Source organism: Rhizobium sp. T1470 (genome assembly GCF_042140505.1).
Classification (GTDB): Bacteria; Pseudomonadota; Alphaproteobacteria; order Rhizobiales; family Rhizobiaceae; genus Rhizobium; species Rhizobium favelukesii.
Window position 1 is genome coordinate 3,895,896 of record NZ_CP148091.1, and the last position, 22,648, is coordinate 3,918,543.

Genomic DNA, 22,648 nt, shown 5'->3' on the forward strand with positions numbered 1-22,648 from the left:
GTGCGCCCCTCCACGCAGCCAAAGGGGTTAGAGGAGGCTCGCACCGACATTGATGGCAAGCGCCAGGATCGTCGTATTAAACAGGAACGACAGGATGGAATGCAGGAGCGTCAGCTTGCGCATGGTCACCGATGTCGTCGCGACGTCGGCCGTCTGCGATGCCACGCCGATTGTGAACGAGTAATAGAGGAAGTCCCAATAGACCGGCTCGTCATTGCCTTCCGGAAACTTCAGCCCTTCCCCCTTGTCCTCTCCGCCATAGAAGCGATGTGCATAGTGTACCGTGAACAAGGTATGCAGGAATGCCCAGGAGATTAGAATCGTGGCGATTGCACCAAGCGCTCGTACGAGTGCTTCGCCTGCCACAGCCTCCTTGGCTGTATGAAGCTCCAGTGCGATGCCGGCGATGCTGGCGAGCGCCGCCAGGATCGACAGCGCCAGCAGGAAGACGTCTGAAAAGTCAAGATCCTCCGCCCGCTTGCGGATGCTCGCAACGCTCGCTCGCAACATCCGGCGCCAGGTGAGCGCCGTAAACACGATTGCGCCGACGTTCCAGCCGAAGATCAGGTTCTGCGGGTTGACCTGGCGGCTCGTCAAAAGCAGGAACGTCGCCAGCCCGGCGGCCACGGCGACGACGAACACCAGATGCCTTCGCACTTGCCCCATGACCCAGCTTTCCAGATCCTTCGCGGATTCCGCCATTGAACGCTCCGCCCGTGCGAGATCGTCCTTGATATCAGCTTGATGGCAGCGGGAGCAATACGATCTCAGCCGGTCCAGCCACCGTCGACGACATGGATCTGACCTGTCGTGAAGCCGGATTCGTCGCCGGCGAGATAGGTCACGAGAGCAGCAATCTCCTCTGGCGTTGCAATCCGCCCCATCGGCTGGCGGGCGATGAAATCCTTGAGCGCCTTCTCGTAGTCGCCCGTCGCACGCAAACGATCGTGCAACGACGGACTGTCCACGGTGCCGGGGCAGATCGCATTGGCGCGGATGCCTTTGGCAACAAAGTCAGAGGCGATCGACTTGGTGAGCCCGATCACGGCCGCCTTCGACGCGCCGTAGGCGAAGCGGTTGGGCACGCCTTTCACACTGGAGGCGACCGACGCCATGTTGACGATTGACCCCTTACCCTTCTCCAGCATGCCGGGAAGAAAGGTGCGGCAGGTCGTATACATCGCCCTTGCGTTCAGGTTGAAGGAGAAGTCCCAGTCCTTCTCCTCGCATTCCAATATCGAGCCAGCATGAACGAAGCCGGCGCAATTGAAGAGAACGTCGATCGGACCGATCTCCGTCGCGAAGGAGCGAACGGCGTCGCTATCGAGCACATTGAGGGTATGCCTTTCTGCGCCCTCAAGCGTGGAAAGCGTCTTCTCATTGATATCGGTCGCATAGACATGCGCGCCGAGCGAAAGGAAGCGCTCCGCACTCGCTCGACCGATACCCTGACCTGCCGCCGTAATGACGACTTTCTTGCCTTCCAGACCGTGACTCATGCATCCTCCCAAAATCCCAGCGCTTGCGGCGCACTCATTCATATGCAAACAATATATTCAAATTGGCGTCAACCTGTATAACGCGCGCTTCGCTCGCTGGAGAAACCCTAGTCAATTTAGGGCCGACGGGCACGGGAAATCTCTGATCCCGCGGCGCCAGCCGACGAGATGCCGCAGCTCGGCGGCAGACAGCATGGCATGAATGGGAGGAACCGCATGCTTTTCGATACTCACCTGCACATCGTCGATCGGCAGGCGCTCGACTATCCCTGGCTCTCCGGCGCGGGTGATCTCAATCAGGACAACCTCTACGACGATTATGCGCGGGATGCGCTGCGCTGCGGGATCTCCAATGTCCTGCACATGGAGGTGGACGTCGCGCCCGCGCGCATCGACGACGAGACCAATTATGTCAGGGAAATCAGCCGCCGCCCGGGCAGCCTCGTGCGCGGTGTCATTGCCGCCTGTCGACCGGAGGAGAACGGGTTTGCGGACTATCTCGAACGGTCGCTCGCCGATCCCTTCGTCAAGGGTTTCCGCCGCGTGCTGCATGTGGCTGCCGACGATACGGCAGCACGGCCGCTGTTTCGCGAGAACATCAGGCGGCTATCGGCCACCCGCATGAGTTTCGACCTCTGCGTCTTTCCCTACCAATTCGAAACGGTTCTCGCACTCGTCGATCATTGCCCGGATGTTTGCTTCATTCTTGACCATTGCGCCAATCCGCCGATCAAGGACGGAATGGACGACGTCTGGCGCAACGGCATCGTCGAGTTTTCCCGACGCCCGAATGTGACCGCCAAGATCTCTGGCGTCATCGCCTATGGCGATCTCGAAAACTGGTCGGTCGACAGTCTGCGTCCCTATGTCGAGCATACGATCGAGAGCTTCGGCTGGGATCGCGTCGTCTGGGGTAGCGACTGGCCGGTCTGCACGCTCGGCGGCGGTCTCACCCCTTGGGTCGCCGCCACGCACGCGTTGACATCGGGCTGCAGCGCGGAGGAGCGCGACAAGCTCTACCAGGCAAACGCGAAACGCATCTGGCCGATGTGAAAACCAAAGAGGGCGGTGCCACTTCAAATCGCTGACAAGTCAGCCTCCCTCATCCTCGACCTTGTGGCGGCGATCCAGCGCGTTCAAGTCCTTGAACAGAAAAGACCGTTTTCACGACGCAGACGCGCCGCGGCTGGATTCCTGTGACAAGCACAGGAATGAAGGTGACGGGAGGATCCGCGCCAAACTTGCAGCGACCTCTATCAACAAAGAAAAAGAGGGCAGCGCCATCGGCACTGCCCTTCTCAAAATCCAATGCACGAAAGCCTCAGGCGGCTGCGAGCTGCAGTTCCTTCTGGACCATGGCGCGCAGCGTGCCGAGATCCTTAGCGAAAGCGCGGATGCCCTCGGCGAGCTTTTCGGTCGCCATGGCGTCTTCGTTCATCATCCAGCGGAAGGTCTTCTCGTCGATCGCGATCTTCGGGGCCGGCTTCGTCACGTCTGGCGACAGCTTGCGCTCGAGCTTGCCCTGATCGTTGGAGAGTTCGTCAAGCAGGTTCGGGGCGATCGTCAGGCGATCGCAACCGGCCAGCGCCTCGATTTCACCAGCGCTGCGGAACGATGCACCCATGACGATCGTCTTGATGTCGTTGGCCTTGTAATAATTGTAGATGTCACGGACGGAGATGACGCCCGGATCTTCCTCAGGCGTAAATTCCCTGCCCATCGACTTCTTGTACCAGTCGAGAATGCGGCCGACGAAGGGCGAGATCAGGAACACCTTGGCGTCGGCGCAAGCAACGGCCTGGGCCTTCGAGAAGAGAAGCGTCAGGTTGCAGTCGATGCCTTCCTTCTGCAGGATTTCGGCAGCGCGGATGCCTTCCCAGGTGGAAGCCAGCTTGATGAGGATGCGGTCGCGTTCGATGCCGCGTTCCTTGTAGGCCGCGATGATGGAACGTGCCTTGGCAAGCGACGCTTCGGTATCGAAGGAGAGGTCCGCATCGACTTCGGTCGACACGCGGCCCGGAACGAGCTTCACAAGTGCAGCGCCGACGGAAATCGCCAGACGATCGGCAACGGCCACGGAAACGGCCTCTGGATTGCCGCCCTGCTTTTTGCCCCAGGCAACGGCTTCCTTGACCGTGTCTGCAAACATCGGCGTACCGAGTGCCTTCAGCACGATACTTGGGTTCGTCGTGCAATCGACGGGCTTCAGACGGGCAACGGCTTCGATGTCACCGGTATCGGCAACGACCGTGGTAATCTCGCGGAGTTGGTCGAGCTTGGATGTCATGGTCACTGGTCCTTTTGACTTGAGCTGCGAGCCGATGCGAATCTCGCCCGGCAAAAATGATCTACGAATTGGCAGCCTGCATGCTACGCATCAGATTGCGCCCGTCGTTTCCAAACGAGCCGCAAAGCTAGGCGGCAACTGCGTCGTCCCTGCGAAAAACCGCCCCGACCGCCAAAGGCCGATGGGGATTTCCCGCTTGCCTGCACATTACCTCCTCGGACGCACAGAAGCGACTTCTTCGCGGCGACTATCGCCATTCCTCCCTAGATATGTCAAGGACATTTGCGCATTTCAATTGACATAAGTGTCACACTCGTCATTATCGGGCAAAATACGAATCCGTCCTGGCTTGATCGTAAAACTAGGGCGCAATTCGCTCCGGAGGAGATGTGGTCAAGCTCAAACGCGGCACGCACACGGCTTATTCTGAGGCATCCTCGCTCAGGCTGCGTGCCGCCTGGCTCTATTACAATCAGGGCCTGACCCAGAAGCACGTCGCAGAACAGCTCGGCATCAGCCGCACGACTGTTATTCGCCTGCTCGACGAGGCGATGAAGCGCAGCGAAGTGCAGATCTGGATCAACGACTCGATTGGCGACTGCGTCGAACTATCGGTCAAACTCGAGCGCGCTTACGGCCTCGACGAGGCGATCGTCGTCCCCGCACCCGCACACCCCGACGCCAACTCGCTAGCCAAGAGCGTCGGGCTTGCGCTTGGACAGTTTCTCTCCGAGGCCATTCCCGACGATTACACCATCGGCGTCGGCTGGGGCCGCACCATGACCGCATCGCTGTCCAGTTTTCGGCCGCCTCGGCGCGACAATTGCAAGGTCGTCTCCCTGCTCGGCGGCGTCGTCGCCGTCCACCAGACGAACCCGATCGACTACACCTGGCGTCTGGCGAGCCAGCTCGGTGCGGAGTGCTACATGTTCCTCGCGCCGCTGCTTGTGGATTCGACCGAGACGAAGCGAAACCTTGTCGAAAAATGCGGGCTGGACACGATTTATCGCCTGGCGGAAACGCTGGATCTCGCGATCGTCAGCTGCGGCGACATCGGGCCGCATTCCACGTCCTTGTCGGAAGGCTGGATCTCGAAGGCCGAGTTGCAGCAGCTGATCGACGCCGGCTGCGTCTGCGACACCATGTTCAACTTCCTCGACAAGGACGGCAATACGATCGATCACTCGATCAACAGCCGCGTCATGTCGGTGGACCTCGACACGCTGAAAAAAGCAAAGCACATCGTGCTGTCATCGGGCGGCGCCCATCGCGCCGTGGCAATTCGGGCCACGATCAAGCGGATCGGCTGCAATACGCTGATTACCGACGAAAGTGCCGCCAAGGTGCTGCTGGACCTAGCGGCACAATAAAAGCCGAAGCCAGCCTCAGGCGTGGGCGGCTTCCCAGCCCAGTATGGCCCGCTTGCGGGTGAGGCCCCAGTGATAGCCGGTCAAGGCGCCGCCCTTGCCGACCGCCCGATGGCAGGGGACCACAAAGGAAATCGGGTTGGCACCGACCGCCGCACCAACCGCGCGCATCGCCTTTGGCCGGCCGATGTCATTGGCGATATCGCTATAGGTGACGGCCCTGCCGAAGGGAATCTTCAACAGACTTTCCCATACCTCCACCTGGAAATCGGTGCCGATCAGCACGACGCGCAGCGGCTGCTCCGACGTCCAGCGGCCGGGCTCGAATATGCGCTCGGCATAGGGCGCTGTTGCTTCGGCATCCTCGACGTAACTCGCATTCGGCCAGCGGCATGTCATGTCATCAAGACAAGCCGCCTCGTCCCCGAGATCGCTGAAAGCAAGCCCCGCCAGGCCACGGTCCGTCGCCATGACGAGCGCAACGCCGAACGGCGAAGGATGGAAGCCGTAGCGGATCGTCAGCCCGCCGCCCTTGGCCTTCCATTCGCCAGGTGACATGGCCTCATGCGTGACGAACAGATCGTGCAGACGGCTGGGGCCGGAAAGCCCGACCTCGATCGACGTCTCCAGCAATGGCATCGCTTCTTCGCGCAGAAGCCGCTTTGCATGGTCGAGCGTGACGGCCTGCAGGAAAGCCTTCGGAGACAGGCCGGCCCACCGCGTAAACGTCTTCTGCAACTGCGTCGGCGATTGGCTCAGCCGCGCTGCAATCGTTTCGAGAGACGGCTGATCGCGATAGTCCTCGGTGATGAGTTCGATCACCTGGCGTACGGTCTCATAATCAGAGCCATCGGGCGTGATGTCGTTGTTCAGCTTGGCTACCATATTCATGATCTTTCTCCTTGTACCAAGGAGATAGTCAAGTGGCCCTCGCAAACCACCCGATTCTTGCGTGCCGATCAAATCCGCTGCTTGACGGTGGCAAGCGCCCGCTTGAAGGCCCTGGCAAAGCTTTCGCGGTCATCGGGATTGAGGAAGGAACCGATATCCGTGCCCCGCCCCTCCCCGGAAATATACATGGAAAGGATGCCGATTTCCTGATGCCGGCGGACGAAGAAGCGCGTCCAGAAGGGATTGAAATGATGTTCGACCATCCGCCCGGAAGGCGCGAACTTGCGCACCAAAATATCACTACGCGACACGGTCACTTCCTCCCGCACCCGGCCGGAACGGTAGTTCAACCAGAAGGCGCCGTAGAGCAACAGAAAATCCAACCCGAAAAAGAAGCCGATCGGCCAGGCGCCCGTCGCCACAAAGAACATGCCATACATGCAACACACCGCACCGGTCACAAGCAGCAAGACCTTGAAACCCTTGCGGCCAAGCGACCGATAAGGAAAAAGCTCGGCGGCAAAAACAGGTTGTTCGTTGGCTCTATCAGCGTTGCTTTCCATCATGGCTGCCAAGTATAGGTTTTCCATGCCAACTCCGAAACTCAAATCCGCCGCCACATCGCCGCAGACCTCAAAAGTGATCCTTCACCGCAAGAAGCCGGCAACGATCCGTTCCGCCTATTCCGAAGCCGAGCGCGAGGAGATATTCCGCCGCTTCTCCGTCCAGCGCCCGGAGCCCAGTGGCGAACTTGAGCATACAAACCCGTTCACACTTGTCGTCGCCGTGGCCCTGTCCGCCCAGGCGACGGATGCCGGCGTCAACAAGGCAACGCGCGCGCTCTTCAAGATCGCCGACACGCCCGAAAAGATGCTGGCGCTCGGTGAGGAACGGGTGCGGGATTACATCAAGACGATCGGCCTTTATCGCAACAAGGCGAAGAACGTCATCGCTCTCTCGCAGATCCTGGTCGAGAAATTCGGCGGCGTCGTGCCGCAAACGCGCGACGAGCTGGTGACGCTTCCCGGTGTTGGCCGCAAAACCGCCAACGTCGTGCTCTCCATGGCCTTCGGTCAGGCGACAATGGCGGTGGATACCCACATTTTCCGCATCGCCAACCGCATCAGGCTGGCGCCGGGTAAGACGCCGGATGAGGTCGAGGAACGGCTGATGAAGGTCGTCCCGAAGCGCTACCTCTATCACGCGCACCACTGGCTCATCCTGCATGGCCGCTACACCTGCAAGGCCCGCAAGCCGGAATGTGAGCGTTGCGTCATCGCCGACATCTGCAAATCGCCCGAGAAGACCTGCGACGTGCCGGCGCCGCTGGTCGAGCTACCGCGCCAAGTGATTGGAGAGGCCGTCGAGTAAGCCTGGAGGCAGATTTCGGCACGCTCCACCTGACCCTTAGCCGCGAAGTCCCATGTCCTCGCGGGAAATCAGTTTGTGCAGGTGCACCATCAGCCCGGCGGCGAAGAGCGGCGTCAGCAGATTGACGATCGGGATGGCCAGGAAGGCAGCAATGACAAGCCCCGCGAGAAAGACCGTCGCCGCATGCTTGGCGCGGAACGACCGTGCCTCCTGCGGCGAACGGAACCGCATCGCGGCAAACTCGAAGAATTCCCGGCCAAGCAGGTAGCCGTTGACGAGGAAGAACGCGATCAGGTTGATGCCCGGCACGAAGAGCAGGAAGAGCGCGATGATATTGCCAAGGATGACGACGCCGAGAAACTTGATAGAGCTTGCGAGCGCCGGACCGAGCGGCATTGCTGTGCCAGGCAGATCCGAGGGATAGTCCCGCTTTTCCACCACCTCGGCCACATCGTCGAGAAACAGGCCGGCGATCAGCGCTGTTACCGGTGACAGCAACAGCGCCAACCCGAGCGCAAGCCCGATGGCGGCAGCGATCGCAAACACGAAGCCGAGCCACCCCGCCCAATCCGGCATCGCGGGAAAAAAGCTGGCAATCCACGGAAAAACGAACGACATAAAGGCACTGCGCAACGCCAGCCAAAGCCCGGCAAGCACCAGAAGAGTCAATCCCAGGACCTTCCAGAAGACTGAGCGTGTTTCCGCAGCAAAAAGATTGATGAGGGATAGGCGTGACGCCTGAAAGATCATCCTGAGGTCTCCGGTTGCAATAACCATGTAGGAATCTGCACTTTGAACGGCAAGGCTGAAATAAATTCCGTCGATCGACCCAAAACTTGTCGGAAAATCTATGTTAATATATAGTAATTTATCATCTATGAGTGTTTGATCCTGAGACGCAGCTTCCGGAATAGTTGCAAACGACAAGGGTGGGCCCTGCATATCCGAGAAATGCTTCCGGGAAGATCAGGACGGCTGACGTGGAAGATTTTGTCCAGAAGCTCCGCCAATATGCCAAGTCCGGCACCCCGGCCGAACGACGGATCGCGAAATATTTCTCCGAGCATCTGAACGACCTGCCGTTCGAAACAGCCGCCTCCGTTGCCGATCGGCTGGATCTGAGCCCAATGACGGTGGGCCGTTTTTTGCGTGCGCTCGGCTATCAGGGGCTCGACAGCGTCAAGGTCCACATTCGCGAGACAAGCGCCATCTCGCCGACGCAGATGCAGGCGTCGCTCACCGAGCTGCAGACCGACGCTTCCGCCGGTAAGCCGCTCGCGGTACTTGTCTCCGAACAGATCCAGGCGCTGCACCATATCTACCATCTGACGGGCCAGCCACAGTGGAACGAGGCAGTGTCGATGATATCGGCCGCTCATGAGGTTTTTGTCGCCTCGCATGCGCGCCTGTCCGGTTTCGCGTCCCACTTTGCACAGCGATTGACCTATGCCCGCGACGGCATTCATGCGCTTGATGGAACGGGCAGCCGTTTCGCCGAGCTTTTCGCACGGCTCGATGGCAATGACGCGTTGCTCGTCGTGATCGACAGTCGTCGTTTCGGCAAAGCCCGCTTGCTGGCCCGGACGGCACGGCGCTACGGATACAAGGTCATCCTGATCACCGCACAAGGCGCCAACTGGATTCCCGATCAGGCCAATCTTGTGCTCGCCCTTCCGTCTGCCCGCTCCGATGGCGACGACAACCTGCCACCGCTGATGGCCCTGCTCGACTGTCTGTCAGAAGCCGTGATCGCCGCCGCCGGCGAAGAAGCGAGTGCCCGCACCCGTCGTATGACCGAATTTGGTAGCATGCTCGGGGAGGGCGGAAACCGCTAGGCGTCTACTCCATCGCCTCCAGTTCGGCGCGATGACGATACATGCCAAGCAGCCTGCGATAATCGCGGTCATAAAGGGCCCGTTTGGCCGCATTCGGCAGTCGCTCTTCGCCGCCGGGATACATGGCCGATCCGGCTTCTGCGAGATCTCCATAGAGACCGCAGGCTACGGAAGCGGCCATCGCCGTGCCAAGGAGTACGGCCTCGTTCATCTTCGGCACCACAACCTTGCAGCCGGTTGCATCCGAATAGAGCTCCATCAGCACCGGGTTCTTCACGTGGCCGCCAGCGACATGCAACGTGTCCGGCACATAGCCATATTCCTTCATCCGCTCGAGGATGTGGCGGATCCCGAGCGCAATCGCCACTGCTGTGCGCCAATAGAGCGCGCAGAGCCCATCGAAGGACGTGTCGAGGGTCAGACCGCTGATACCGCCGACGGCATGCGGGTCGGCGAGCGGCGAGCGGTTGCCGTGAAAATCAGGCAGGACGAAGATCCGGGCGCCGAATTCGTCCCCCTCCTCGGAGCGAAGCTGCGCAATGCGGAAGACGATCTTCTGATGCAGCGCCGCAGTCGGTTCGCCGCCAGCCGCGTGCATCCGCACGATATGATCGAGCAACGCACCCGTCGCCGATTGCCCTGCCTCAACCAGCCAGGACTTTGGAAAGACAGCTTCGTAGTATGGACCCCACATGCCGTGACTCGGCTTGCGCTCGCGCGAGAAGGACACGATACAGCTCGACGTGCCGGCAATGAGCGCAAGTTGGCGTTCCAGCCGGCGGGCATCTTGTGCCTCACCGCCAAGCGCGCCCAGCGCCCCTGCATAGGCATCGATCATGCCTGCGGAGACATGGCACGCCGTCGTCAATCCGAGCGCCGAGGCGGCTTCCTGCGTCAGCGTCCCGACACTCTCGCCGACCGGCACTGTTTCCTCCGGCAGCCGTCCACGTTCGAGGAGGTCATCAAGCCCGATCTGCTCGAGAAAATCCTTCTGCCACCCCTTGTTGAGATGCGCGAGATAGTTCCACTTGGCCGTCAGCGTGCAGCGCGAGCGGGCAAGCGCGCCGGTCGCCTTCCAGGTCATGAAATCGGCGAGGTCGAACAGATAGCCGGTGTTCATCCAGGTGCCAGGCAGCTTTTTCTTCAGCCACATCAGCTTTGGCATTTCCATTTCCGGCGACATGAAATGCCCGGAATGCTCCAGCACGGGATGCTCCGTGGCCGTGCAGAAATCGGCTTCTCTCAGCGCCCGATGGTCGAGCCAGACGATCGTGTCGAAGCGCCGTTCTCCGCCGGTGGAAACGCTGATCTGGCCGCCATCGACATCGCGCACGACGAGCGAACAGGTGGCGTCGAAGCCGATCGCGCCCACCGATGCAGGCGCCGCACCCGATTGCTCCATCGCCTTGCGTACGGCAATGCAGACCGCCGACCAGATGTCTTCGGAATCGTGTTCTGCGTGGTTCTCACGCGGCCTGTTCATGATGATCGGGTGTTCGGCCTTGCCCAGCAGCGCGCCGCGAGCGTCGAAGACGCCGGCGCGCGCACTGCCCGTGCCGATATCGACCGCAACCACATGCTGAGGCATTAAAGGTGCATCCCATCCTGCTTATGTTTGCGGATAAGGTGTATCAAATCCGGCATCGCGTCAAACACGGCTTCAGGCGAAAGCCGGTCAAGTTCAGCGCGATAGCCGGAAAAATTGGCGTGCGAACCACCGGTGAAGGCAAATACCGTCATGCCTGCGGCCTTCGCCGCCTCGATCCCAGCCGGGCTGTCTTCGACGACGACGCAATTTGCCGGATCGACGTTCATTTCGCGCGCTGCATGCAGGAAGAGGTCGGGCGCCGGCTTGCCATGCTTGACCATCGTCGCGCTGAAAATATCAGGCAGCCGGTCGATCAGGCCGGTGACCGTCAACGACAGGCGAATGCGTTCGACCTGACTTGAGGAGGCGACGCAACAGGGAATGCCGAGGGTGTCGATCGTCTCGGCGATCCCGTCCATCGGCTTCAACTCCTTGCGAAACCGGGCGTAGAGGTCTGTACGGATCTGCTCGAGGAATTCCTGGCCCGGGTGGACGTTGTATTCGGACTTCATCGTCTCGATCACCGTTGCGAGACTTCGCCCGAGGAAACGCCCGTAGACCTCCTCCTCGGTAATCGGAACGTTGAGATCGTTCATCGCCTTGACCAAGACGCTCACCGATATCGGTTCGCTATCGACAAGAACGCCGTCGCAATCGAAAATGACCAGCCGTGTTTCAGCCTCAGCCATGGTAGACCCAATCGCAATTGGTGCAGGAAGAACCCCTCCGCCGGACGGGGCGGAGGCGGCGGCAGGAATGCCGCCACTGATCCTTACACAGCAAGCTTATTGTCGAGATAAAGCTGTAGGGTTTCACGCGTGCCCTTTTCCCACAAGGTTTTCAATGCGTGGGCGAAGCGCTTGCGGAACAGCTCGGATTTCGACACCTCGCCGAAGATGTCGTCGAAGGCGAGGAAGGCCATCGGATCATCCTTGGCCTTCAAAGCCGCCGCATGCAGCCGGTCGGCGCTGGCGTCGTTGAAGGCAATGTCCTTGCCACTATCCGTTTTTCCAGCGAAGTAGCGGCACCACAGTGCCGAAACCAACGCCAGGCCGACGACATCGCGGCCCTGGCTCAGATTGTCTTGCGTCGACGGCAGTATGAATTTCGGCTGCCGGTTCGATCCGTCCTGCGCCAGACGCGGGATCGTATCGGCAATTTTCGGATTGAGCAGTCGGTGCTCGATCAGCGCGAAGTAGTCCGTCAGCGAGGTATCGGGAACCGGCGGAACGATCGGGATGATCTCTTCTTTTTCCAGCTTCGCCAAGAAGGCCCGGATCAACGGATCTTCCATCGAGTCGTGTACGAAGTGGATGTCCATCAGCGCTGCGGGATAGGCGATCGCCGCGTGGCCGCCGTTGAGAATGCGGATCTTCATGTGCTCGTAGGGCGTCACATCCGGCACGAAGGTGACCCCGACCTTCTCCAGCGCCGGGCGTCCGGCGGTGAACTTGTCTTCCAGCACCCACTGCTTGAACTCTTCGCAATAGACCGGCCAGTTGTCTTCGATGCCGAAGGCATTCTTCAAGAGATCGATTTCGCGCTGTCCGGTGGCCGGCGTGATGCGGTCGACCATGGCATTCGGGAACGCGACGTTCGCCTTGACCCAGTCGGCAAAGGCAGGATCCGAAAGCCGTGCTGTGCCGATAACGGCATTCGCGGTGACGACGCCGTTATGGGGGATGTTGTCGCAGGACATGACGGTGAAAGGCACGATGCCCTTTTCCTTGCGCGCCTTGAGGCCGGCGACAACAAGGCCGAAGACCGTCTTCGGCTCGGCAGGGTTCTGGCCATCCGCAGCGATCGCCGGATGGTCGGGATTGAACTTACCAGATGCGTCGATGAAATAGCCGCCCTCGGTGATCGTCATCGAAACGATACGGATCGTGGGATCCGCGAGCTTGGCGATGATCGTCCTGACATCGCCCACCGGCAGGATGTCGACCATCGGCGCGGTGATCCGCGCGGCGGTTTTGTTGTTGTCCTGCTCGACGACGGTCGTCAGGAAGTCTTGGGCGGCGAGCTTTTCGCGCATCGCTGCATCGGACGGCAGGATACCAGCGCCGACAAGCGCCCAGTCATGATCCTGGCCCAGATTGAAAAGGTCGTCGAGATAGATGGCCTGATGGGCACGGTGGAAATTGCCCACGCCGAAGTGCACGATGCCCGCTTTCAGCGACGCCCGCTCATAGGTCGGTACGGCGGCCGTCTTTGCCGCCTCGGAAAGCGTTGCCAGCGATAGTTTGCACGTCATGTTTCAGTCCTCTTGAAGGTCTTCGGGCTCGGCTGCGACCCCGGTATCGGCACGCCGGGCACCTTGTCCGGCGTTGCGCTTTCGTCCCCAACCCGGCAACAATGCGCTCAGATGGCGAGGCCGCCTTCGTTGAATTTGTGGATCCGCGTCTTGTCGGGCGTCAGATAGACGAGGTCGCCGGCCTTGGCCGGGAAATCGCCGCCGCCCCGCGCGGTAACATGGCCGATACCCTCGACATCGACATGCAGGAAGGTGTCGGCGCCGAGGTGCTCGGCGACCATCACCTTGCCCTTCCAGTCGCCGCTTTCGGTCGAAAGCAACATGTGCTCGGGCCTAACCCCGATCGTGTGCGCACCAAACTGCGCAGCATATTGGCCTTTCACGAGATTCATCTTCGGTGAGCCGATGAAGCCGGCGACGAAGAGATTGCGCGGCTTGTGATAGAGCTCGAGCGGCGAACCCACCTGCTCGATATTTCCACGGTTCAGTACGACGATCTTGTCGGCCATGGTCATGGCTTCCACCTGGTCATGGGTGACGTAGATCATCGTCGTCTTCAGCTGCTGGTGCAGCTCGCTGATCTCCAGGCGCATGTTGACGCGCAGAGCAGCATCGAGGTTCGACAACGGCTCGTCGAAGAGGAAGGCCGAAGGCTGGCGCACGATCGCACGGCCGATCGCCACGCGCTGGCGCTGGCCGCCCGAAAGCTGTCGCGGCTTCCGCTCGAGGTAGTCAGTCAAGTTCAGAACCCGGGCGGCATCGGCAACCTTCCTGTCGATCTCCGCCTTGTCCATGTTTGCCATCTTCAGCGGAAAGGCGATGTTGTTGCGCACACTCATATGCGGGTAGAGCGCATAGGATTGGAACACCATCGCTAGACCACGTTCCGACGGAGCCTTTTCCGTTGCATCCCTGCCGTCGATGACGATGTTGCCGCCACTGACATCCTCAAGACCGGCAATCAGTCGGAGCAGGGTGGACTTGCCGCAGCCGGACGGGCCGACGAAGACGACGAACTCGCCGTCCTTGATCTCGAGGTCGATCGAAGGGATGACCTTGGCTTCACCGAAGACCTTCGAAACTTTCTGAAGGGTAATGCTTCCCATGTTTGTCTCCCTGATGTCTTATTTCACCGCGCCGAAGGTCAGGCCGCGGACGAGTTGTTTCTGCGAGAACCAGCCGAGGATCAGGATCGGCGCGATCGCCATGGTGGAGGCTGCCGAAAGCTTGGCGTAGAACAAGCCTTCGGGGCTGGAATAGGAAGCGATGAACGCCGTCAGCGGCGCCGCTTTCGACGCGGTGAGGTTGAGCGTCCAGAAGGCTTCGTTCCAAGCCAGGATGATGTTGAGAAGCAGCGTCGAGGCGATGCCCGGGACCGCCATCGGCGTCAGCACGTAGATGATTTCCTTGGCAAGCGAGGCGCCGTCCATGCGCGCGGCTTCCAGGATCTCGCCGGGAATTTCCTTGAAGTAGGTGTAAAGCATCCACACGATGATCGGCAGGTTGATCAGCGTCAGGATGATCACCAGGCCGAGGCGACTGTCGAGCAGGCCGGAGTTGCGGAACATCAGGTAGATCGGGATCAGCGCGCCGACCGGCGGCATCATCTTGGTCGACAGCATCCACATCAGCACGTCCTTCGTCCGCTTGGTCGGCGAAAACGCCATCGCCCAGGCGGCTGGAATGGCGATGATCAGGCCGATCAGCGTCGAGCCGAAGGAAATGATCACCGAGTTCATGAAGTGGCTGAGATAGTTTGAGCGGCTCTGCACTTCCGTATAGCTCTCCGTCGTCCAGTGGAAGAACAGAAACTGCGGCGGCGAGGCGATGGCATCCGCTTCCGTCTTGAAGCTCGTCAGGAAGGTCCAGAGGATCGGGAAGAAGATCAGGATGCCGAGCGTCCAGGCGATGGCGGTCATGACCACCTTGCGCTGAGTTGTGACTTTTCTAGCCATCTCAAGCCTCCAGATTCTTGCCGACAAGGCGCACGAGGAAGATCGCAACGATGTTGGCGAGGATGACCGCGACGATACCGCCTGCCGAAGCGCCGCCGATATCGAACTGCAGAAGCGCCTGCACATAGACGAGATAGGTGAGGTTCGTGCTCTGCGTGCCGGGGCCGCCGTTGGTGGTGACCAGGATTTCGGCAAAGACCGAGAGCAGGAAGATTGTCTGGATGAGGATCACCACCGTGATGGCGCGGGCCATATGCGGCAGGATGATGTAGATGAACTTCGAAACAACACCGGCGCCATCCGTCTCGGCGGCCTCCTGCTGCTCTTCGTCCAGCGACTGCAGGGCGGTCAGCAGGATCAGTGTCGCAAAGGGCAGCCACTGCCAGGCGACGATCAGAATGATCGAGAAGAGCGGCGCATTGGCAAGCCAGTCATAGGGCTGCAATCCAAGCGCCTTGGCGAGATGTGCAAAGAGCCCGTTGACCGGGTTCATGAACATGTTCTTCCACACCAAAGCCGCAACCGTCGGCATGACGAAGAAGGGGGCAATCACCAGGATGCGAACGATGCCCTGTCCGTAGATATCCTGGTTCAGGAGCAGCGCAAACGCGATGCCGCCCACGACAGTGATCAGGAGCACGCCGAGCACCAGCAGCAACGTATTGATCAACGCGGAGAAAAAGGCCGGATCGGTGAGGAAATATTTATAGTTCAGGAAGCCGACGAAGGTTTCCATGCCCGGGCTGAGCAAATTGTAGTTCAGCGTCGAAAAATAGATCGTCATCGCGAGCGGGACGATCATCCACAGGAAGAGCAGCACAACGGACGGTGCGATCATCATTCGCGCTGCGGAGCGGGTGTGTAACGTTGCCATGGCGATGACCGATCCTGTTCAAAGAGGCAGACGACTGCAGGACAGCTGAGACAAAGGGGGTCGCCGACGCAGTTTGGGCATTCGGCGACCCAGATGGGCGGGGAGGTCAAACGCCCCGCCTTCTCAGGAGGTTATCTATTTGATGTAACCAGCCTTGGTCATTTCACGGGTCGTCAGCTGCTGCGCGCTCTGCAGCGCCTGATCGACCGAGACCTGTCCTGCAAGAGCTGCTGAGAACTGCTGGCCGACGGCCGTGCCGATGCCCTGGAATTCAGGGATAGCGACGAACTGGACACCGACGTAGGGGACCGGCTTGACGGTCGGCTTGGTCGGGTCAGCCGCGTTGATGCTGTCGATCGTCATCTTGGCGAAAGGCGCGGCTTTCTGGTAGTCGGCGTTCGCATAGAGCGAAGAGCGCGTGCCGGGAGGTGCATTCAGCCAGCCGTCCTTCTCGGCGACGAGCTTGGTGTAATCCTTGCTCGTTGCCCAAGCGACGAATTTCTCGGCTGCTTCGACCTTCTGCGAGCTCGCCGGAATTGCAAGGCTCCAGGCCCAGAGCCAGTTGCCGCGCTTGCCGAGGCCCTTATCCGGAGCCAGAGCGAAGCCGACCTTGTCGGCGACGGTGGATTCCTTCGGGTTGCTGACGAAGGAGGCAGCAACGGTCGCGTCGATCCACATGCCGCATTTGCCGGTCTGGAAGAGCGCCAGGTTTTCATTGAAGCCGTTCGAGGATGCACCGGGAGGTCCAGCTTCCTTCATCAGGTTGACGTAGAAGTTCAACGTGTCCTTCCACTCCGGCTGATCGAACTGCGGCTTCCACTGCTCATCGAACCAGCGGGCTCCGAAAGAGTTCGACATAGCCGTCAGGAAGGCCATGTTTTCACCCCAGCCAGCCTTGCCGCGCAAGCAGATGCCGTAGATTTCCTTGTCCTTGTTGGTGATCTTCTTCGCGGCTTCCGCGATGAAGTCCCAGGTCGGCGCGTCAGGCATCTTCAGGCCGGCGGCTTCGAACAGGTCCTTGCGGTACATGACCATCGAGCTTTCGCCGTAGAACGGCGCTGCATAGAGCTTGCCGTCTGCGGTCAGGCCGCTGCGGATTGCCGGCAACAGGTCGTCGGCATCGTAATCTGCGCCGAGGTTGTCGAGCGGCAGAAGCCAGCCCTGCTTGGCCCAGATCGGAACTTCGTACGTACCGATCGTCATAACGTCGTATTGGCCACCCTTGGTCGCGATGTCGGTCGTAACCTTCTGGCGCAGGACGTTTTCTTCGAGTGTCACCCACTCGAGATCAATGTCGGGGTTCTTCTTCTTGAAGTCATCCGTCAGCTTCTGCATCCGGATCATATCGCCGTTATTGACGGTCGCGATTGTCAGCGTTTCGGCCGAAGCCATGCCGGCAAACGCCAGTGCTGAGCAGGCGCCCAGCAGGAGAGTTCTCAATGTCATATCTTCCTCCCAGAAGATGAGTGCGAGCATTCGCTTTGCTCATGAGCAATTACTCGCCTATGGGAGAAAAATGTCAATCACCATTCGTTGCTGCACCAGCGAAGATGTAGGTTATCCATTTGAATTTAATGGAATATATATTTGCTCACGGCCTGAGCAGATACTCAGCGGTGTCCTCATCGGTGATAAGCGCATTGATCTGATGGCCTGTTACAGCAGCCTTGATCGCCTTGAATTTGCGCTTGCCCTTGCCGATTCCAATGACGGTCGACGACTCGCGCGAGGGGATCGACGCAGAGGCCACCCGCTCGTTGATCGGGTTGTCGAGAAGCTTGCCCTCGCCGTCGAATACCCAGCCGCAGATCTCGCCGACAGCGCCGTTGCGCATCAGCTCCATCATCTCGTCCTTCTCCAGGAAGCCGTCGACGCAAAGCGGTCCGTCGATGCCGAGCTCGCCGATTCCGACGAACGTCACGTCCGCCTGCGCGCTGATCTCCAGCGTCGAGCGGACGAGCTGCTGGCCGTGTAATGTTTCCCGCTCCTCCGCCGACGTCACCAGGACTGGCAGTGGCATCGGGAAGTGCCGCGCCTTCACCGCGTCGGCCATGCTGAAGATGACGTTGTAATAGGCGGCCGAACCGTCGGGCGCGATGTTGCCAGTCAGCGACACAATACGATGGTTGGGACATTCGATGGCTGGCAGCTGATCGACCGCGGCCTTCAACGTTCGCCCTGTCCCGACCGCCAGCACGATCGGATCCGCCCGCTTCAGCCAGCGCTCGATTTCGGCCGCAGTTGCCTCCGCGATGCCGACGGTCGTCGAACTGGAGCCTGGGTCGCTTGGCACAACCTCGACATGCTTGAGGTTGAACTTCTTGCGCACAGCATTGGCGAGTTCGAGGCAGGCGGCGATCGGATGGTCGAGCCGCACCTTGATCAGCCGTTCGGCAACGGCGAGCGACACCAGACGCTGTGCCGATTGCCGCGAAATCCCCATGGAAGAGGCAATCTCATCCTGTGTTCGCCCCGCCACGTAGTAGAGCCATCCTGCACGCGCCGCGTCATCCAGCCGTCCCGAAGTCTCGGATTTTCTTACCATCAAGTCTCTACCATGCTGAAAGGACCGGCCGTAGCCGACGCGAAGATGCCTATTGCGGCAGATCAAACCAGAATTCGGGCAAATGTCGAGTGCATTGAGAAATTGCACATCCTATTTTGACTTGCGGCGCGGTCGCTGGATGCCATCTGCTTGTCATCTTTGTCGATCAAGGCTTGCTTGACCGAGGGTTGAACTGCGGGCTAACTGGCACCGAGGAAAAAACTGTGCGAATTCTGCTGGTTGAAGATGACAGAATGATTGGTGGAGCAGTGCGGGATCACGTCATCGCGGCCAATCATGCCGTCGACTGGGTGCAAAATCTCGCCGATGCTGACGCCGCGGCTCGACCTGTCGAGTACGGGGTGATCCTTCTCGATCTTCAGCTCCCGGACGGCAGCGGCGTAGAGTTTCTTCGCCGCTTTCGCGAAAGAGGCCTGAAGACGCCCGTTATCATCTTGACGGCGCGAGACCAGATCTCGGATCGCATCGACGGGCTGAACGCCGGCGCCGACGACTACCTCGTGAAACCGTTCAATCTGGACGAGTTGGAAGCGCGCATCATGGCGGTGGCGCGCCGCTATGACGCCAATCCGCATCCCGTGCTCCGCATTTCCGATATCGAGATCAACCGGCCCCTGCATCAGCTCTCCGTGGCCGGCGAAACGATCATCCTGACGAGCCGCGAATGGGCGGTGCTAGACCTCTTGACGGCGCGCCCAGGCGCGATCGTTCCGAAGGACCGGATCGAGGAAGCGCTCTATGCGTTCGGCTCGGAGATCGAAAGCAACACGGTCGAGGTCTATGTGAGCCGCTTGCGCAAGAAGATCGGCAAGGACAGGATCCGCACGGCACGCGGCATCGGCTACACAATCGGATGAAGATGAAACGCGAACGCAGCATCACCGGCCCGCTCATTCTTGCCCTGACGACCGTCATGGTCGTCTTCTGGCTTGCTGCGATCGGCCTCAGCTTTCGGGTGATGCAGCATGAATTCGATGAGATTTTCGACGGCGCCCAGCAGGAGACAACCGAGCGCCTGCTGGCTCTGATCCTCGACGATCTGAACCAGAGTACGAAGATCGATCCGCACAGCATGGCCATGTTCGACGCTGCGGCCAGACGCGAGTATTTGACCTATCAGGTGCGCGACGCCAGCGGCAAGGTAGCGTTGCGCTCGAATGATGCCCCGGCCGAGCCCTTCGACGCGCCGCTTCGCATGGGGTTTCACGACACGCCGACGGCTCGAATCTATACCGAGATGACGGCCGACGGTTCTCTGTTCCTGCAAGTGGCCGATCGGTTCAAGAACCGGCGCGAGGCGGTGCGCGAAAGCACCGTGACACTGCTCATCCCTTTGGTGGCGCTCGTTCCCGCCAGCATTTTCGCGATCTGGTTCATCGTCGGGCGCGCGCTGCGACCGATCGAGACGCTTCGGCGAGATATCGGGACGAAGGACAGTGGCAACTTGGCCGAGGTCGACGGCCAGAAGCTGCCGGTCGAACTACGGCCAATTGCGCGATCGGTCAACCTGCTCCTCGGGCGCCTGCGCGCTGCCCTCGAAGCGGAGCGCGAATTCACCGCCAACAGCGCGCACGAACTGAGAACGCCGATCGCCGGCGCGCTTGCACAGGCTCAGCGCCTCATCGAGGAACTGCCGCCCGGTGCAACGCAGGATCGCGTCCAACAGGTCGAGGCTTCGCTGGTCAATCTCGGCCGTTTGGCAGAGAAGCTTTTGCAGTTGTCACGCGCGGAAGCCGGCATCGGTGGGAGCTCAACCACGGTCGACCTGCGCCCGGTCCTGGACATGGTCGTCACCGACTTCCAGCGCGACAGCCGCACGAATCGTAGGCTTCGATATTCCGCGGCGCCGGACGCAAAGCTCGTCCGCAACGCGGACATGGACGCTTTCGGCATCGTCACGCGAAACCTGATCGAGAATGCCTTGCTGCACGGCGATCCGGATCTGCCGGTCAATGTCAGCCTTGAAAGCGGCGGCATCATCCGCGTCATCAACGGCGGACCGCTGGTTCGCGAGGCCGACATGGCGAGTCTGAAAAAGCGCTTCAGTCGCGGCAAGACGACAGCGTCCGGTTCCGGGCTCGGACTGGCTATCGCCGACCGTATCGTCTCCCAGATGGGCGGCACGCTGGAGTTGTTGTCGCCGGCGACCGGCGCAAAAACCGGGTTCGAAGCGAAGATGACGCTTCCAGCCTAGCCCGGATTTTGGCTTGCAAAACCGGCGGAAGGGTGCGAGCAGACGCAGAAGCCATCCAAACCAGCAGAACCCGAATGATCATCTCTTTCGACATCGGCGGCTCCGCCATCAAGGGCGGCGTGGCACACTCCGAAGCCGACATCAGGCCACTCGGCCGTCGTCCGACCCCCAAGGACGATTTTGCTGCTTTCGTCGACACGCTGCGCGCCATCATAGCAGAAACCGGCGAGCAGCCGAGGCGCCTGGCCTTCTCGATCGCCGGCGTGGTCGATCCTGACACGCAGCGGCTCACCTGCGCCAACATCCCCTGCATCCACGGCCGCAATCTCGCCGCCGACCTGGAAGCCGAACTCGGATTGCCGGTATTGATCGCAAATGACGCCGACTGCTTCGCCATGGCGGAAGCCGATCTCGGTGCCGGACGCGGCCATCGTATCGTTTTGGGTGCCATTCTTGGAACGGGCGTCGGTGGCGGTGTCGTTGCGGATGGCCGCCTGATCAATGCCGCTGGCGGTTTTGCCGGCGAATGGGGCCACGGCCCGGCGCTCGCATCACAGGCAGGCAATCCGCCAGTTGCGATTCCGGCCTATCCCTGCGGCTGCGGCCAGAAGGGTTGCGTCGATACGGTTGGCGGCGCGCGTGGTCTCGAACGCCTGCACAAGACGCTGCATGAAATTGACCTCTCCAGCCAGGAGATCATCGATGATTGGCTGAAGGGCGAGGCCAAGTCGGCGCGCACCATCGACGTCTTCGTCGATCTCGTCGCCTCACCGCTCGCGCTGACGATCAACATCACGGGCGCGACCATCGTCCCCGTCGGCGGCGGGCTTTCCAACGTCGAACCGCTGCTTGCAGAGCTGGACAAGGCCGTTCGGCAGCGCATCCTGCGCAAATTCGATCGCCCGCTGGTGGTGCGCAGCGAATACCGCGTCGAGCCCGGCCTGATCGGCGCCGCTCTGCTCGGCCTCAAAGCGGAAGCCGATTTCGTGGCTAGCTGAAAAGGTGCCGCGCCATGTAGTCGACGAAGACCTGTATCTTCGGGGCCGGGTAGCGATTGGCAGGCCATAGGATGCGAAAAGCGCCGACGTCTGCCAGCTCATCTTCCATCACGGATATGAGCCGACCCGAACGGAGTTGTTCGCGCACGGTAAAGAGCGGCAGGCAAGCAAGCCCGATCCCGCGCTCAGCCATATAGATCAACGGCTCCAAGGTGCTCGCGATCGAGGACACGGGCAGATCCAACGGGCCATCGGTCCGGAACGGCCATCGCTCCAGTTTGCCGCTCGAGGGGTACTTGTGATGCAGGCAAAAGTGACGTCGCAAGTCCTGCGATGTCGTCGGCACGCCCATACGGGCGAGGTATTCGCTCGAGCCCACGATGCGGTGAGAGAACTTGCCGAGCGTGCGCGTCATCAGGCGTGAATCGCTGATCTCGCCGGTTCTAACGACGGCATCGAACCCCTCTTCGATCACATCGACAAGGCGATCGGTAAAATCCAGGTCCAGCTCGATCTCGGGATAGGATTGCATGAAGGCGGTAATCGTCGGCATGAACAACATGCCTGCCAATGGCAGACTGACACGAAGCTTTCCACGCGGCGCCGCCTTCGTCCTCGCCAGCTCGAGCTCTGCGGCTTCGATCTCGCCGGCGATCCGCCGACAGCGCTCAAGGAACATCGCTCCTTCGGGCGTCAGCGTGATACTGCGCGTGCTGCGATGAAAGAGCCGCACTCCCAACCGATCCTCAAGCCGCGCAATTGTTTTCCCGACAGCCGAGGATGAAATACCGAATTGCTGCCCTGTCCTGGCGAACCTGCGGAATTCGGCCGCCTGTATGAATATTCCGAGCGCGCCAAAATTATCCAAGTACCCCTCCCATTGCGGACAAAATAGTCCGATCTTTTCGGAACATCGTCCCATTTTTCCGTACTAGGGACAAGGCTACCACTCTCCCGTTGGCCGAAAAC

Annotated in this window: 22 protein-coding genes; 7 read left to right on the forward strand and 15 right to left on the reverse strand. The window is 60.3% G+C overall.

Annotated elements, in window-relative coordinates; all coding sequences use genetic code 11:
• Positions 1-27: 27 nt before the first annotated feature.
• Both WGT02_RS19565 and WGT02_RS19570 read right to left on the reverse strand, forming a co-directional pair.
• Positions 28-666, reverse strand: a complete 639-nt coding sequence (locus WGT02_RS19565) for a DUF1345 domain-containing protein (RefSeq protein WP_167546220.1) — start codon at positions 664-666, stop codon at positions 28-30.
• 101 nt (positions 667-767) lie between these two features.
• Positions 768-1,499, reverse strand: coding sequence for an SDR family oxidoreductase (locus tag WGT02_RS19570; protein WP_024314926.1), 732 nt, complete (start codon positions 1,497-1,499; stop codon positions 768-770).
• A 216-nt stretch (positions 1,500-1,715) separates the two neighbouring features.
• Between WGT02_RS19570 and WGT02_RS19575 the strand changes: the two genes are divergently transcribed.
• Entirely contained in the window at positions 1,716-2,552 is an 837-nt protein-coding gene (locus WGT02_RS19575; RefSeq protein WP_208249634.1) for an amidohydrolase, read from the forward strand.
• 268 nt (positions 2,553-2,820) lie between these two features.
• Here WGT02_RS19575 and tal read toward each other — a convergent pair whose 3' ends face one another.
• The gene (tal, locus tag WGT02_RS19580; protein ID WP_024314928.1) at positions 2,821-3,786 is read right to left on the reverse strand and encodes a transaldolase; all 966 of its coding nucleotides are present in this window, start codon (positions 3,784-3,786) and stop codon (positions 2,821-2,823) included.
• 389 nt (positions 3,787-4,175) lie between these two features.
• Here tal and WGT02_RS19585 point away from each other — a divergent pair, with 389 nt between their 5' ends.
• Complete coding sequence (locus WGT02_RS19585) at positions 4,176-5,156, forward strand: sugar-binding transcriptional regulator (protein WP_024314929.1); 981 nt, start codon at positions 4,176-4,178, stop codon at positions 5,154-5,156.
• Between the two features lie 15 nt (positions 5,157-5,171).
• Here the strand turns inward: WGT02_RS19585 and WGT02_RS19590 are convergent, their stop codons facing one another.
• Both WGT02_RS19590 and WGT02_RS19595 read right to left on the reverse strand, forming a co-directional pair.
• Complete coding sequence (locus tag WGT02_RS19590) at positions 5,172-6,044, reverse strand: bifunctional helix-turn-helix domain-containing protein/methylated-DNA--[protein]-cysteine S-methyltransferase (protein WP_024314930.1); 873 nt, start codon at positions 6,042-6,044, stop codon at positions 5,172-5,174.
• A 68-nt stretch (positions 6,045-6,112) separates the two neighbouring features.
• Positions 6,113-6,610, reverse strand: a complete 498-nt coding sequence (locus WGT02_RS19595; protein ID WP_024314931.1) for a DUF2244 domain-containing protein — start codon at positions 6,608-6,610, stop codon at positions 6,113-6,115.
• Between WGT02_RS19595 and nth the strand changes: the two genes are divergently transcribed.
• Positions 6,609-7,415, forward strand: a complete 807-nt coding sequence (nth, locus tag WGT02_RS19600; protein WP_029710017.1) for an endonuclease III — start codon at positions 6,609-6,611, stop codon at positions 7,413-7,415. The two genes, WGT02_RS19595 and nth, sit on opposite strands and share 2 nt — an antisense overlap.
• Positions 7,416-7,451: 36 nt before the next feature.
• Here the strand turns inward: nth and WGT02_RS19605 are convergent, their stop codons facing one another.
• Positions 7,452-8,165 (reverse strand): sulfate transporter family protein, encoded by a 714-nt coding sequence (locus tag WGT02_RS19605; RefSeq protein ID WP_024314933.1) that lies wholly within the window; start codon positions 8,163-8,165, stop codon positions 7,452-7,454.
• 230 nt (positions 8,166-8,395) lie between these two features.
• Between WGT02_RS19605 and WGT02_RS19610 the strand changes: the two genes are divergently transcribed.
• Positions 8,396-9,250 carry a MurR/RpiR family transcriptional regulator gene (locus WGT02_RS19610; RefSeq protein WP_024314934.1) on the forward strand — a complete coding sequence of 285 codons (855 nt, stop codon included), beginning with the start codon at positions 8,396-8,398 and terminating at the stop codon, positions 9,248-9,250.
• 4 nt (positions 9,251-9,254) lie between these two features.
• Here WGT02_RS19610 and WGT02_RS19615 read toward each other — a convergent pair whose 3' ends face one another.
• The 8 genes from WGT02_RS19615 to WGT02_RS19650 all read right to left on the reverse strand — a co-directional run bounded on the left by WGT02_RS19615 (position 9,255) and on the right by WGT02_RS19650 (position 18,466).
• The gene (locus WGT02_RS19615) at positions 9,255-10,838 is read right to left on the reverse strand and encodes an FGGY-family carbohydrate kinase (RefSeq protein ID WP_024314935.1); all 1,584 of its coding nucleotides are present in this window, start codon (positions 10,836-10,838) and stop codon (positions 9,255-9,257) included.
• The gene (locus WGT02_RS19620; protein WP_024314936.1) at positions 10,838-11,527 is read right to left on the reverse strand and encodes an HAD family phosphatase; all 690 of its coding nucleotides are present in this window, start codon (positions 11,525-11,527) and stop codon (positions 10,838-10,840) included. Before WGT02_RS19620 ends, WGT02_RS19615 begins: the two co-directional genes overlap by 1 nt.
• A gap of 83 nt (positions 11,528-11,610) precedes the next feature.
• Positions 11,611-13,092, reverse strand: a complete 1,482-nt coding sequence (locus WGT02_RS19625; RefSeq protein ID WP_208249633.1) for a mannitol dehydrogenase family protein — start codon at positions 13,090-13,092, stop codon at positions 11,611-11,613.
• Positions 13,093-13,199: 107 nt separating this feature from the next.
• Positions 13,200-14,198: an ABC transporter ATP-binding protein gene (locus WGT02_RS19630; RefSeq protein ID WP_024314938.1), complete on the reverse strand. Its 999-nt coding sequence runs from the start codon at positions 14,196-14,198 to the stop codon at positions 13,200-13,202.
• Positions 14,199-14,216: 18 nt separating this feature from the next.
• Complete coding sequence (locus tag WGT02_RS19635; RefSeq protein ID WP_208249632.1) at positions 14,217-15,047, reverse strand: carbohydrate ABC transporter permease; 831 nt, start codon at positions 15,045-15,047, stop codon at positions 14,217-14,219.
• A gap of 1 nt (position 15,048) precedes the next feature.
• Entirely contained in the window at positions 15,049-15,921 is an 873-nt protein-coding gene (locus tag WGT02_RS19640) for a carbohydrate ABC transporter permease (protein WP_208249631.1), read from the reverse strand.
• Positions 15,922-16,056: 135 nt separating this feature from the next.
• The gene (locus WGT02_RS19645) at positions 16,057-17,367 is read right to left on the reverse strand and encodes a sugar ABC transporter substrate-binding protein (protein ID WP_208249630.1); all 1,311 of its coding nucleotides are present in this window, start codon (positions 17,365-17,367) and stop codon (positions 16,057-16,059) included.
• A 145-nt stretch (positions 17,368-17,512) separates the two neighbouring features.
• A complete protein-coding gene (locus WGT02_RS19650) occupies positions 17,513-18,466 on the reverse strand; it encodes a sugar-binding transcriptional regulator (protein WP_024314942.1) in 954 nt (317 codons plus the stop codon).
• A 224-nt stretch (positions 18,467-18,690) separates the two neighbouring features.
• Between WGT02_RS19650 and WGT02_RS19655 the strand changes: the two genes are divergently transcribed.
• From WGT02_RS19655 to WGT02_RS19665, 3 genes are all read left to right on the forward strand, one after another.
• Positions 18,691-19,344 carry a response regulator gene (locus WGT02_RS19655; RefSeq protein ID WP_024314943.1) on the forward strand — a complete coding sequence of 218 codons (654 nt, stop codon included), beginning with the start codon at positions 18,691-18,693 and terminating at the stop codon, positions 19,342-19,344.
• Between the two features lie 2 nt (positions 19,345-19,346).
• On the forward strand, positions 19,347-20,681 hold the full coding sequence (locus WGT02_RS19660) for a HAMP domain-containing sensor histidine kinase (protein WP_024314944.1): 1,335 nt from the start codon (positions 19,347-19,349) through the stop codon (positions 20,679-20,681).
• A gap of 74 nt (positions 20,682-20,755) precedes the next feature.
• On the forward strand, positions 20,756-21,679 hold the full coding sequence (locus WGT02_RS19665) for an ROK family protein (RefSeq protein ID WP_208249629.1): 924 nt from the start codon (positions 20,756-20,758) through the stop codon (positions 21,677-21,679).
• Here WGT02_RS19665 and WGT02_RS19670 read toward each other — a convergent pair.
• The gene (locus WGT02_RS19670; RefSeq protein WP_208249628.1) at positions 21,672-22,547 is read right to left on the reverse strand and encodes a LysR family transcriptional regulator; all 876 of its coding nucleotides are present in this window, start codon (positions 22,545-22,547) and stop codon (positions 21,672-21,674) included. The two genes, WGT02_RS19665 and WGT02_RS19670, sit on opposite strands and share 8 nt — an antisense overlap.
• Positions 22,548-22,648: the final 101 nt, after the last annotated feature.